The sequence below is a fragment of the Nitrospira sp. KM1 genome, from assembly GCF_011405515.1.
Lineage (GTDB): Bacteria > Nitrospirota > Nitrospiria > Nitrospirales > Nitrospiraceae > Nitrospira_C.
The window spans coordinates 1,300,132-1,313,317 of record NZ_AP022671.1; the positions used below are offsets into that span (position 1 = coordinate 1,300,132).

General features: G+C 51.7%; 11 protein-coding genes. All 11 read right to left on the reverse strand.

From position 1 onward, the window contains the following. Positions 1-8: 8 nt before the first annotated feature. Complete coding sequence (locus tag W02_RS05925; protein ID WP_173045708.1) at positions 9-1,277, reverse strand: glycosyltransferase family 39 protein; 1,269 nt, start codon at positions 1,275-1,277, stop codon at positions 9-11. Between the two features lie 51 nt (positions 1,278-1,328). Then, entirely contained in the window at positions 1,329-2,447 is a 1,119-nt protein-coding gene (locus W02_RS05930; RefSeq protein WP_173045710.1) for a hypothetical protein, read from the reverse strand. Between the two features lie 191 nt (positions 2,448-2,638). Beyond that, the gene (locus tag W02_RS05935) at positions 2,639-4,147 is read right to left on the reverse strand and encodes a hypothetical protein (RefSeq protein ID WP_173045712.1); all 1,509 of its coding nucleotides are present in this window, start codon (positions 4,145-4,147) and stop codon (positions 2,639-2,641) included. A 60-nt stretch (positions 4,148-4,207) separates the two neighbouring features. Next, the gene (locus W02_RS05940; protein ID WP_173045714.1) at positions 4,208-4,870 is read right to left on the reverse strand and encodes an HAD-IB family hydrolase; all 663 of its coding nucleotides are present in this window, start codon (positions 4,868-4,870) and stop codon (positions 4,208-4,210) included. Then, on the reverse strand, positions 4,867-6,798 hold the full coding sequence (gene asnB / locus W02_RS05945; RefSeq protein WP_173045716.1) for an asparagine synthase (glutamine-hydrolyzing): 1,932 nt from the start codon (positions 6,796-6,798) through the stop codon (positions 4,867-4,869). The genes W02_RS05940 and asnB overlap by 4 nt, the downstream gene beginning before the upstream one ends. Positions 6,799-6,950: 152 nt before the next feature. Next, positions 6,951-7,769 carry an SDR family oxidoreductase gene (locus tag W02_RS05950; RefSeq protein ID WP_173045718.1) on the reverse strand — a complete coding sequence of 273 codons (819 nt, stop codon included), beginning with the start codon at positions 7,767-7,769 and terminating at the stop codon, positions 6,951-6,953. A gap of 43 nt (positions 7,770-7,812) precedes the next feature. After that, positions 7,813-8,862 (reverse strand): NAD(P)-dependent oxidoreductase, encoded by a 1,050-nt coding sequence (locus tag W02_RS05955; protein ID WP_173045720.1) that lies wholly within the window; start codon positions 8,860-8,862, stop codon positions 7,813-7,815. A 46-nt stretch (positions 8,863-8,908) separates the two neighbouring features. Continuing rightward, positions 8,909-10,438 carry a GMC family oxidoreductase gene (locus W02_RS05960; RefSeq protein ID WP_197742154.1) on the reverse strand — a complete coding sequence of 510 codons (1,530 nt, stop codon included), beginning with the start codon at positions 10,436-10,438 and terminating at the stop codon, positions 8,909-8,911. Then, positions 10,389-10,781 carry a hypothetical protein gene (locus tag W02_RS05965; protein ID WP_173045722.1) on the reverse strand — a complete coding sequence of 131 codons (393 nt, stop codon included), beginning with the start codon at positions 10,779-10,781 and terminating at the stop codon, positions 10,389-10,391. The genes W02_RS05960 and W02_RS05965 overlap by 50 nt, the downstream gene beginning before the upstream one ends. Positions 10,782-10,784: 3 nt before the next feature. After that, positions 10,785-11,678 carry a UbiA family prenyltransferase gene (locus W02_RS05970; protein ID WP_197742155.1) on the reverse strand — a complete coding sequence of 298 codons (894 nt, stop codon included), beginning with the start codon at positions 11,676-11,678 and terminating at the stop codon, positions 10,785-10,787. A gap of 235 nt (positions 11,679-11,913) precedes the next feature. Next, complete coding sequence (locus W02_RS05975; RefSeq protein ID WP_173045726.1) at positions 11,914-13,155, reverse strand: glycosyltransferase family 4 protein; 1,242 nt, start codon at positions 13,153-13,155, stop codon at positions 11,914-11,916. Positions 13,156-13,186 lie beyond the last annotated feature (31 nt).

Sequence of the window (13,186 nt, forward strand, 5' to 3'; positions counted from 1 at the left end):
CCAGTTCATCACCGATTTTTATACGTAATTAGTGGAAGCCATTTCAATCTCTTGCCAATGTCTTCAATCCCCAATCCCGCAATAGCAATCACGTACGGCATAATGGGAACCATATAGCGAAATAACGGCAACGCGAGCCAATGAACAATGATGAAGTATGCTATCAGCAGAAGCGGCAGCCATATAAACATCGAAGGCCTCGCATAGATCACATATATCCCCCAAATTGCAAAAAGGTAAAAGATCAGGTTTACTCCTAGAATTAAGCCATGGCTATTTCCAGATTCAGTCGAGTACCACATTCGAAAGAATTTTGCGGTCAAGAAGAATGGCATATCGCCAGGACTGCGAAGAAGCTTATTCCTGTAATTCTGAAGTCCTGCTTCAAACAAAAAATTCGCTTTTTCTTTAGGCCCACCTCCAGGTTTTGGCGTCAAAAAGCCGGTCTTACTCAGGTTATCCAAGTACTCTGGCAAGGTTCGCTCCCTACTTTCTATAGTATAGAAATCAGAGGATGATCCATAAAGAAACACCATGCCACCGGACGTCGCGACGGGAATAAACTCTTGGAGAACAATGTAGTTTCGCAATGTCCACGGCAACAACGTTACTACGAAGGACAAAAGAAATATGAGGCCAGCCTTACGTATTTCGTTTTGATTTTTGGCTAAAAAGATTAGGAGGAACCCAAGAGGTATTGGCAAAAACTGCGTCGTTCCACGCGTGAGTGTCGCCAATCCGAGTACGATGCCAGATGCGCAATAACATAGATAGGAATTGAATTTGACGGCCTGGATGAAGAGTAATACAAATGAACACAAGAAAAATGTAAAATGCGCTTCAGGACCGATATAAAGCGTTGTATATATGGCAAAGGGATAAACAGCCCAAACTACCGAAGAAAACTGCGCGATTGCCAAACTAAACACTTCTCGAACAATCAGGTATATAAGTACAACAGTTGCCGAATCAATAATCACCTGAAACACTTTGACGGCCAACTGAGCATTTTCAGAAATCAGTGAGCAAGCTGCTATGATCACGGCGTAGAAAGGAGGAGTAAGAACTGAAAAAGAAGGGTCGCTGAACCCTTTTCCTTCAAGCAATAGCTGAGCGCCACTCAGGTACGCGTATGTGGCATTAGTCGATAATGGGAAGTCTGGATACATCCACAATGCAAGAAGTCTGATTCCGAGAGCCGAAGTGAATAAAGCCAGTACCCATATCAATTCTCTCCTTGAAATCTTTGCGACGCTTTCCTCAATCTGAATTCCCAAAGCAGAGACTCCGCATCAAGACAAATCTATTTTTACATCAGCTTCTAAAATTCACCAACTCAAGACTGTTTCACAAATTTGCCTGCCAACCTGTTTTGGATCAAGTATTTCATCAAAATAATTTCGAGATGCTCTTGCAGTTGCAACCACCTTCTTTGGATTTCCCAGAAATTCTTCCAGCAAACTCGGTATTAGGCGATATTCAGTATCCATTGCGACAGGTTGGTCAGGAGATGTAGATGTATTTAGAGATAGGTAGTGCTCTCCTTCAACTAATGGAACAGTCCATTGCGTCTTGGGGTGTTGATCTAATACGGTACAACTTCCCAGTGCCAATTGATCGCACATACGCCATGGTACACAGTGATGCATGCCTAACCTGATAATACTAAGCCGGGACCGGGCAGTATGTTCCCAAAGTAGTTTAGGTGGTATTGGCTCCATAGTGTAGGCGATTCCGGCCTTTTCTAGCCGAGTGGTCATACTTTTGATATCTCCTCCGACTAAATAGGCAAGAAGAAATTTACTCCTCTTCGATTTGGCGACAGCCTCCAACAGCCGCAAACAGTGCTCGCTTCCTTCAACTTCATTATTCCCTCCCCAAACTCTAACAATAAAAGTGATGTCGACCGTCGGGGTCTGATTGCGCAGTGCTCGCAAGAGTTTCAGGTGCTCAATAACAATCGGATTGCAGTTGAACAGAGGAATGACACGCCGATCATACGAATCTCTCTTCCAATAATTAGTTTTAAAGTAAATGTCGTTCACCTTGGCAAGATCCGAGCTAGTAAGTTCACCGGAGTCATGGCTGTCGATGCAGACCTTCAATTCTCTTCCGTCCGATAGACGAAACAGATATTCTCCAACTAGTGGGGTTGTTGATCTGTCATCCGAGCCAAACAACCGTGCCACATTATTTGCAACTGATTTACTTAGAGGAGCCAACGGACCAAGCAACCGTCCTGCTGTGTAGGAGTCCCTAAATGCAGCTAAACTTCTTAATACTGCAGGAAATCTTGCTGTGCTGGTAATGTTGAGATTACCGCCCTGTTCTGCCAGATATAATCTCAAACCTTGTCGATAGTATTTTTGGTACCACTCATACCAAAAATCAAAGGGAAAACTTTTAGCCTGCACATTTGTTACATGAGTTTTATCTAATCGAGTCAAGCGACCCTCCAAAAGACACAGAAATGTTCTGGTTCCGCTCCCGTATTGTAGTCACACCATGATTATCAAATTTCTTGAGAACCATATAGGATTTTTCTTTTTTTCAGTTTGAAGACCCTGGAAAGAATCAAATTGCACTCAACATTCTCTGCGTTTCCCAAGCGATCGACTCTGAAGAGAGCACCTAGATGTTATTCTTTCCTCATACGGAATAACATCGTTACACCCTTCTCAGCCACGAAATCTCCTTTCGAGAGCAGAAATTCCTTGAGCGGTTCAGACAATTTGTATCCCAATAGATAATCATATTTTGAAAATATGACATCCCACTTTACTTGATCCACGGTGATATTCCGCTCAATTTGTACATAACCTGTATCGGAAGAGCGCCGATGTATCAGGAACGCCCCACGCGCAGCCCACAGGGTCGGAACGAATGCATGTCGATAGATGGTTGCGTAATGGGCCGTATTGAAGAAATGCATGTCCCAAAGCCAGCTTCCGGTCAATGATGGATCGTGAACAAACATGGGGTAGAGCCTAGCCCCCTCGGGTAATTGCTTCAGCATCTGCACCTGTTCTTGTACTTCTTCGCCGATGCGATCCCAGTAATACCAGACCTCTGCCACTCGAACGACACAAACGCACAACAAGCCAATCAGGAGATAGCGCCCTACCCGTTTCGATAGATCGATCCTGAGCGCCAACAACATCAGAACGATGGCTGGGACTACGATGCGCCGATCCACGTACGTTGATTGAACCCCGCCGCTCATCGGGGCGACGGCATACAGAACGAAAAGTATTCCTCCAACAAAAAACAGCTCTCGGCTGACGAGTGGATTGGCGGTAACCTTCAGAGCGAACAACATCAATACAACGAATGACAGACCAAGTCCTCCGTCGATAATCAAATCATAGGTCAAGAATGGATATAACAATCCCATGACTTTCTTGACGAGGACTGGTTGCCACCATTCCATGGGGGCTTTCTCTAGAATTCCCGAGCTGTACCAGAGATAGATAAGGGTCGGCGGCACTAACGGCAGAAACCCGATAATCTGCTGAATTCCGAGCTTCTTCGCTTTGAGCAAATCCAGCCCCGCGAGACACGCGATAGAGACTCCCAGGAACACAAACGCAGACAAATGCGTGACATAGCAAACGCCTGCGAGGATCGTGATCATAAAAACACGCCCCATGGTCCATGCAGACCGGAACCGTAGCCACAATGCCAATGTAACGAAAAAGAGGCCAAGACCCAGCAGATAGTTCGGCAACCCCATGGGCCAAAAGAAATTATAAAGAAACAGGGTGCTGACGGGAGCATGCCAGTGAGGACGGGCATAGATAGCAACTCCCAGCAGATGAACTCCCATATTGAAAACCAGGATGATGAGCGACAGAAACAGCCTGCTCGCCGTTTCTACGCCCGCCATATGGATAAGGGCTGGCACGATCAGATCGCTGGCCAGATTGGGAATCAGCCACCAATTCGGTTCATACGCATAGGTGGCTTGATACATCTCATTGCTGCTGTACTCATGAATGATCACGGCTCGAGCGAAGTGGTTGGGATAGTCATGCATTGCCGGGTACGGGGTGAACCAGACCGGACAGAGTTGAAGCAGGAATAGACAGATGAAGGTCAGGCAATACGCCCGCTGTTCGTCAATACATTCGAACCATCTACCGTGCATTGTCCCCACCTTCTTGAAGTTACTAGCGGACCGGATGGTCTCAGAAATGTGCGGGGCACATTAATCACGCCAGACGACAGTGTGAATTTTGTCTCTTTGTACGAGCGCTTTGGTCTTGGGAGAGCCGTTGACCAAGACGCCACGGTCCGCCAGACGCAACATGGCGAGATCCGAGCGATGATCCGCATAAGCTGTAACCGGCTGGTGACCGTATCGAGATCTGATATCTTCAAGGGCCCCTACCTTTTCCGGTCCTCGCATATTCGCACTTGTTAGTTTTCCAGATAGCCGATCGTCCTTCCACTCCACCTGCGTACAGATCACCTCATCGAACCCCAATCGGGATCCCAGTTCTGTCACATAGCAATCGGGGCTGGCAGTAAGCAGGATTAATGTATCTCCCGCCTGACGATGGGCTTTCAATGTCGCCAGACCTTCCGCCCGCATCTGCCGACGCAAAAACCAATCCAGGAACTTCTGATTCCATGACGACAGGTCTTGTTTCCGAATCCCCCCTAGAATGGCGCGCAGAAACAATTCCTTGAGTCTCGCATTGTCAATCAGTCCGGTGCCGAACAACAAGACGACGCCGGGCAAGTGCAGACACCTCACGATACGCCAGGGCCGATGAAGAAGAAATCCCGTGAGGTAATACAAAAAGCTATCGCTTCGAGAGAGCGTATGGTCCAGATCGAAGAGCGCGATATCGCGGTGTCGTGTCACGAGAGGTCGAAATTCCCTTCTGAACGAGACCTGTTCCTCAGCAACAGCCGATGCCACAACATAAGCATGAGGAGGGCCCACAGCTTCGTCTCGTGATTATTCGTCCCGCTCTCATGCTCTCGAATCAGTTTCGAGACCCCGCGCTCATTCAACAGTCCAAGTTCCTGGAGCGCCTTATCCGCCAAGCAGTCGCGCATGAACCCTCGCAGAGGTCCCCGCAGCCACTGGCTCAAAGGAATCGAGAAGCCTTGTTTCCGACGCCGTAGAATGTTCGCCGGAACGATGCCCTCCAGCGATTTGAGCAACACATATTTCTTCGTGATGCCGTGCAGCTTATATTTGGCCGGAATCGTGGCGACAAACTCGACGACCTTATGATCCAGGAACGGCACACGCACCTCCAGCGAATGCCACATGCTCAGCCGATCGGTTTTTCGCAGCTCATCGTCCGGCAAGTAGGTTGCCATGTCGGCCGACAACATCCAATCAAGCGGATCATCACAGTGGGGGACTCGTTCCATGGCGGCGGAGGTGAGATAGTCACCGGATCCGCGAAGGGACTGAAGTACATCCTGGCTCAAGATCTGGGCTTTACCCTGGTTATCGAAAGCCGACAAATAATGCTGATACCGATGTGGGAGAGGGAGATCCGCTCCCTGCGAGAATCGTTTCAAGCGATCGATCCACAGCCCCGCCACCCTCATTTCGGGAAGCGCATTGACGATGGGGTTTAGAATGCCTTGCCGTAGGGCTTTCGGAATCCTTCGATACCGTTCAGCCGCCAAAGCTCCTCTGTATCGCTCATACCCGGCGAAGAGTTCGTCTCCGCCCGTGCCCGATAGGGCGACCGTGACATACTTCCTGGCCGCCTCGCAGATCATGTAATTAGGAATCGCCGACGAGTCCGCAAAAGGTTCGTCGAAGGATTGCACGATGGCCGGCAACATGCTTTCAATCTGCTTGCGAGGATCGTGATACAGATATTCGGCATGATCCGTTCCATACCGGTTTGCAATGGCCCTGGCAAACGGCCGCTCGTCGACTCCGACCTCACCATCTTCGAAGCCGATGGTGAACGTCTTGACCTTGCCACCGCTCACTTGCGACATCAGGCCCACGATCGCACTGGAGTCGACCCCCCCGCTGAGGAAAGCGCCGAGCGGCACCTCGCTGATGAGATGAAGACGGACAGCCTCTTCCAAATGATGCAACAGACCTTCAGCATAATATTCAAGCGGCCGGACCCTGTCCGGCCCCGGCCTCAATTGCCAATACCGTTTGATCTCAAATGTCCCATCACTCCACATCCCCACATGGGCCGGAGGAAGTTCCCGTATCCCTTCATAAATTGTGCGAGGCCCCGGCACGTACTTGAACGTCAAATAATCGGAGAGCGCGGGCAGATCGATCCGAGGTTCGAACTCCTTCACCGCAAGCAGGCACTTGAGTTCTGAACCGAAGTATAGTGCCCCGCCCTTCAGCCAATAGTAGAAAGGTTTGATGCCCAGCCGGTCTCGTCCGAGGAGGAGTTTTTTCCGCCGATCATCCCAAATGGCAAAGGCAAACATGCCCCGCAGATGGGTAACGAATTCTTCTCCGAATTCTTCATAGAGATGAACCAGACATTCCGTATCCGAGGAGGTGGCCAGTCGATGCCCACGTTTCTGCAAGTCCTCCTGGAGCTCGCGATAATTGTAGATTTCCCCGTTGAATACTACCCACACTGATCGATCTTCATTGTGGATCGGTTGTTTTCCTGTGTCGACATCGATGATCGCAAGGCGCCTCATGCCGAGACCGACCCGATCGCCGAAATAGAAGCCCTCGTCATCGGGCCCACGTCGGGTAATACGCGCGCACATGCGGCGCACCATCGTCTGGTCAACCGCTCCACTATCCGGATAGACTGCGCCGGCAATTCCACACATATTTGGGGATCCCGTTGTAGATTCTCGCGCCTTTTACAGATGCAGCCTTGACCTGATCACGATCCTCGACGCTGTGTATCGTGGGACATTCTTCATCACCAATGGAAAACTCTCGTTGGACTTAGAGGGGAGAGCCGGTGTTCTGGACAGTACTATCGGCACATCATCTTCTTCAAAATCTTCAGGGCAAGATCACGCCCCAGCAGACGCTTCGCCCAGTGGGCCTTGATGGCATTCCCACCCACCAGAACACAGAGGCCGGGATTCTTACTATTGATCGCGTTCACGATTGCGCGAGCAACCTGCTCCGGCGGTATCCCGTATCGACTGTTGGTTCGCTCGACGATTTTGCTGTAGAGGTCGTCGATGAATGGATTGCCTTTTGGTCTATAGTCGTTCCCCGTCTCATTGAATCCAGTGTTGACATTGCCGGGTTGAATGATCACGCACCGAATATCCTTATAGGACAACTCAATGCTCATACACTCATAGAAAAGCTCCAGCCCCGCCTTTGAGACGGAATAGATGGATTCCATGGGAATCCCGACTCCGGCCGATACTGAGCTGACTGTAATGATGCGTCCCCCCTTACGAATCAGTGGAATGACGTCCCGCACAAACCGGATGTGCGAAATCAAATTCACATCCAGAACGCGATCAATAATTTCGTCCGGCAAATACTCGGCGGGATATGTATTGTGCACGGCAGCGGTCACGACAACGACATCCAGCGCACCCACCTGCTCTTTTACCCAATCGAGAGTACGGCTTACCTCGCCTTTATCGGTCAGGTCCATGCGAAAGGTAAGGCCTTTCTCGCCCCATTCGGTCCGGCATTTGCCGAGTTCCCGTTCGTCTCGATCAGCAATCAATACATGTTCGCTTTGAGCGAGAAGCAGGTCCACCGTGATGCGGCCGATTCCTCGCGCCCCGCCGACAACAAGCACATTTTTCCCCGACCGACTCATCATACGTTGATCCCTTCCGAACGACGGGAGCGCCCTGCCATGAGAACTATCTCGCCGGCCTGCTTCCTTTTCCTGCAAGCTGCTTCACCAACCACAAGACTCCTTGATTGAGAGGAGACCGATGGGGCGACCCATGCCCTTGCCTCCCCTCACGATAACTCTTCACAAACCAGTCGTAACTCTCCTTCAGCATATCGAGATTGGAATAGCGGGGTTTCCAACCCATTTCGAGCAGCGGCTGAACGTCAAAATGACAGGGTTTATGATAGGTCAGATAGTGCCAAGGGACCAGCGGTGAAATCCTCATCCAATACAGTACCCGAAGCGCGTTGATGGCAAGAACCGGCGGCAATCCCTTGACTCTGGAAGCGCTGCCTGCATAATCGATCAAGGCTTCCAAATCACCACGGAGCGTTCCAAAGCGGTCCGTACCGACGTTGTATGTCCCGGGCTTCCTGGCATCAAGCGCCAACATATAGAAATCCATGAGATCGGCCGCATGGATAAACTGAAACTTGATGTTTCCATTTCCGATCACATATACATTGGTATTTTCCATGATCCATTGAAAGAGTATCTGGAAAATACCGAGCCGTCCTCCCCCCAGGGTCGCGCGGGGGCGGATGGTGATCAATGGGATGCTGTGCCGTGCGCAGATTTCCTCAACGGCGTGCTCACCCGCAAGCTTGGACCTCCCATACGGTTCTACAGGTTTCGTCGGCGTATTGTTCGTAAGCGGTTCTTCGTTGGGGATACCGAATACAGCCGTTGAACTCGTATGGATCAACCATCGGACGCCCGCCTTGGCCGCTTCCTCTGCAACGATGCGTGACCCGTCGACATTGACTTCCCAATATTTTCGGCCTGCATCGGTCTGTGCGACGAGCGCAGCGTTGTGATGGACCACGTCAACGTTCCGCATCGCGCGCGCGACACCATCACGATCCAAGACGCTGCACTCCACGTAGTGAATGTCCTTCGGGCGCGTCGGGTCTTCCCATACATCCAACACCAAGACCTCATGGCCGCGCGCACGCAGGCGGCGCGCAACCAGGTCGCCGACGAACCCCGAGCCACCTGTAATGAGATGCTTCAACGGATCCTCCTCTCTTTACCGACAAGGACTTCCATGGCCCATGCGGTCAATATCTTTGTCCCGATGCCACGGCTCGCTTTTCAATGAATCGAAGCGCATTGCGATGGGCAATCGCCATGACCGATCCCTGGGGATTGACGATGGTTGCTCCCGGCAAAAGCGAAGAGTCGCTTACATACAGGCCGTCTGTTCCACGAACCTTGCCGAAGGAATCGGTGGCACAACGAAATTCATTCTCGCCCATCGGACAAGTGGAAAACAGGTGCAGGGCGGAGAGGCTGGCCCGTTCTTTGGGAAGCTCAACAGGAATGCGCTTCAGGTCCTCGAGTGAACGAAGAACCGGCGAACCGGCAATTCCCGGATAGAGCGCCACGGCACCGGCCGCGAACAAGCATTCACCAAGCTTCTGCAGTCCTTCACCGAGTTCCCTCATGTCCTCGGAACTATATCGCAACCGGACGAATGCATCGCTGAACGCCGGCAGTGTTCTGACGACACCCCTCCCACCGGTCGTTTGAACATAATAGATCCCCATGTGTCGCCAGTTTCGCTCGACTTCCACAAGGTGCTCCGGATGATCGACTAGTGCCAACGCAAGCAACGGTCGCGAACTGATGGAGCACCCCATGCTGAATCGTGGATCGAATTGCTTAATTTGATGAACCGGATCCAACTGGCCTGGAGGATTGATTTCCTCGGAGAATGCAGCGACCACTTTGATCATAGGATGGAACCGCAAATTGTCGCCGATGTTTCGCGTGATGCCTGACCGGCGAAGCAGCACAGGAGTTTGGGTCGCTCCACCAGCCACGATGACGGTTTTCGCCATCAGATCAAACCTTCTCGCGGACTTCGAATTTTCGAGGGACCGAGTGCGAACCTGCCATTGCCCTCCGTAGCGAGAGAGGCGCAGGGCTCTCGCACCCGGCAAGAGGCGACCTCCTGCTTGAATGAATCTCGGAACAAAAGTTTCGGTCATCGACTGTTTTCGACCGATCATACGACCGGATTTCGCATCACGTTGGTAGGTGACAAGACGCGGAATCTCCTCGGCTTTCCATCCAAGACGCGAGGCCCCTTCATGAAGCCTCTGCGAAAGCGGCGGGGCTTGACCCGGCAAATTCGACACGCGGGCAACCTGCTCACATGCTTCATAATGAGACTTCATTTCAGCATCCGTCAGGCCGTCGATTAAGAAATCTCGTCGCCATGCGGCAAGGACATTCGCAGGAGCACGGGAATACAGACCTCGGTTCACTTCACTCCCGCCCCCCACACAGCGCCCTTCGACATAAGCCATTTTGGCTTCCCCGATGCCTACCGTGACGCCGCCATTTCGATATTTTTGCGCGACTTCATCACTGGAAAAATGGAGGGCGGAGTCCAGAGGAAGATCAGGACCTTCTTCGAGAAGGAGTACGTCACAGCCGGCTTCCGCAAGCAGCATGGCTGTGACGGCGCCACCGGGGCCCGCTCCAATGATGGCCACCTCCGCCTTTAAATCGCCTGAGCTGGGCATGGCCATTTCAGGAAGACAATTCGTGGCCGGATGTCTGAAGCCGGCCATCATCGGCATACCGCTCCGAATACCAGGCGAATATGACGAAGGCTTCGTAGAACTTGACGAGGTCGCGCCGAACTCCCCATGCCGAGGCTTTCCAGGTATGGACCTGGTGAATGCGCTGCTCTTGAGTCAGAAGATGAAACGGTCGTCCCCTGGATATCACCGGCCAGATACCGAAAACCAACGTCAGACACCTGAACGGAAATCGCAAATAATCGGGCATCCGCCGGCACTGGTCCAAAACAAAACTCGTTACGGTATCACGCGACGACTGCATACCCTCGGCCGACGAATCACAGCGGTCGTGGATGATCGACTCTGCCAATGCGGCTACGACTTGTTCGAAACTCGTCACCGGTCATTCCTTCTCATCGAGCGTCCAGAGAACTGCTGGTTCGGCGCCGAACCAATTGTGGAGCGCTGGTATCCGTGTAAAGAGCAATACCACAAATATCCCCATGCAAACTGTCAAATACACCATGAACGGGATCTCGCGGTAGAGCCGTTCCGGATGTTGTACCGGACTGTTCGGCCGCAGCCCGATCTTCAAATAAAACGTCAGCATCCCCGCCGCCAAGGGCACAAATAAGATCAATTCGATGTGATAGCGAATCATAAAAACCCCACCGAACAAGGCGCTCGCCGCAGCATAGAAAAACAGGCTCAGCAACAGCCGTTCCTCCGTATAGTAAGCGAACGACTCCCGGTAGGCAGCCGCAGCCCCCTTATCGCCAATGTGGCGATATTCGGCATAGCGCTTGACCGCCATAAAAAATGCCCCGACCATCCAATAGGCGAGCAGGAGCGACGCCGGAGGTAATCGGTCAGGAATGAGCGCAAACCATCCCAACAGCAGCCGAAGGGGATTGTTAATCGATTCCGAAAGCACATCGAGATAGGGCCATTCCTTCGTTCGCATCGGCGGCACATTATAGAGCACCCCCATCACCCACAAAGACGCTGCCACGACGGCAAACGGTCCGTTGACTTTCCATGCCAACCACATCCCCAATAGTCCCAAAGTGATCCATTCTATATAGGCGAGATCGGATCGTACCAATCCTCTCGGCACCGGCCGATTGCATTTTTCCGGATGCAGGCGGTCACGCGGGCCATCCAGTAGTTCATTGATCACGTAATTGCTTGAAGCCACCAAACAGGTCGCAACCAGGCCGATGGCCACCGGAGCCACACTCTCCCACGTTACCAAGTCGGGATTGGAGAATACGGCAATCGGTACGCCCAACATCATGAAGACATTCTTGAACCAGTGGTCCACGCGCGCAATCTGGACGTACGGCCACACGCCACTAAAGTTTCTTGGTATGGTTAGCGATTGCATGAGCGCCCTTTCTCAATAAGCCGTCTGGCTCGGGATCTTTTCATATAAACAGCATCTGCACGAAACAATGTATAGGATCCTAGCTGCAACAGCCGTCCTGATACATTGCCATCGACAATCTACGGATGTTCGAGAAATTTTTGCTTTAGACAAGGCCGGTGACTCGATGCCGATTCTGCATGGCAATGTCATAAGCATCCAGGAGAGTTTGCCCGACAACTGTCCACGAATACAATCGTCCGACACATTCGGCACCGGCGATTGACAAGGCGGTCCGCAGTGAGGGATCTCGAAGGAAACGCAGGGTTTCATTTGCGAACTGCTCATCTGTCTCGGCCATGAGAAGATGTCGCTCATGTTCCAAAGAAAGTCCGGAAGCGGCAAACGGAGTTGAAACTACGGGAACCCCCATAGCAAGACTGTCAAGAATCTTGAGCCGTGTTCCTCCACCGCTAATAATCGGGCACACGCAAACGGCGGCTCGACCGAAATACGGACGGACATCATCCACGTATCCTGTCACATGAATTCGAGAGTCGGTCTTGCCGAACTCTTCCAGCCACCGTGGAGGATAGCGCCCCACGATATAGAATTCCACGTCAGGCATCTGCGTCACAACCGAAGGCCAAATGCGCTTCAGGAAATAGTCCATGGCCTCTTGATTGGGATGCATGTCCAAGCTACCACAGAACAGGATCACCGGTCTCCCGGGATCCGTTCTGAATGTGAAATAATTCGTATCCACTCCGTTGGGCACAACGTGGACCTTCAAACCAGGACAGGCCCGCGTCAGCACAGCGCTTTCTTCTTGCGATACTACTGAGTTAATTCCAAACTGCGGGCACCAGTTTCGCTCAGCCGTCAGCAATCTGGCTGCTTCCAGAGAAAAGTATCCTTTCATGAACAGGCTCGCCGCATTTTTTGCACGGACTGCAATCTTGCATGACTCCACGTCATGATGATTCAGTACTGTTCCAGCCTTTCCTAGCAATGGAAGGTATTGAGCCAGACCCAATGCATCCACGTGCACAACGTCAGGGGATAAAGAGGCTATTACCCTGGTAAGTTTATCCGCCATTTCAGACGAGCGCAGCCAGGCAAAATCGTAGGGCTCTCCCGAAAGTATGCCTCGGAGTGCCAGTCCATACCGAGAACGTCCCGGAGAGGAAGATCGTATCGATACCCAGTTAACTGAGGCACAGAATGCCGAAAGAGCTTTGATGCAATCTTGTGGAGTGACATCGCTAGGACGGGTGATTGGCTGATCAAAGGCGAGGACGTGGACTTCGCACTTCCTGGAAATCTCGCGAATGAGATTGTAGTTTCGTTGGAGAGCTCCCCCTTTCGGAGGGTACGCAAGATTATGCCCTAGCCACAGGACCTTCATCACTGTATCTCGATAAACTTACTCAACAACG

What these genes read in the sequence shown, in the direction of transcription:
- asnB (WP_173045716.1), bottom strand. Translation starts at nt 6,798, where the DNA reads ATGTGTGGAATTGCCGGCGCAGTCTATCCGGATAGTGGAGCGGTTGAC.
- W02_RS05975 (WP_173045726.1), bottom strand. Translation starts at nt 13,155, where the DNA reads ATGAAGGTCCTGTGGCTAGGGCATAATCTTGCGTACCCTCCGAAAGGG.
- W02_RS05935 (WP_173045712.1), bottom strand. Translation starts at nt 4,147, where the DNA reads ATGCACGGTAGATGGTTCGAATGTATTGACGAACAGCGGGCGTATTGC.
- W02_RS05950 (WP_173045718.1), bottom strand. Translation starts at nt 7,769, where the DNA reads ATGATGAGTCGGTCGGGGAAAAATGTGCTTGTTGTCGGCGGGGCGCGA.
- W02_RS05960 (WP_197742154.1), bottom strand. Translation starts at nt 10,438, where the DNA reads ATGCCGATGATGGCCGGCTTCAGACATCCGGCCACGAATTGTCTTCCT.
- W02_RS05970 (WP_197742155.1), bottom strand. Translation starts at nt 11,678, where the DNA reads ATGATGTTGGGCGTACCGATTGCCGTATTCTCCAATCCCGACTTGGTA.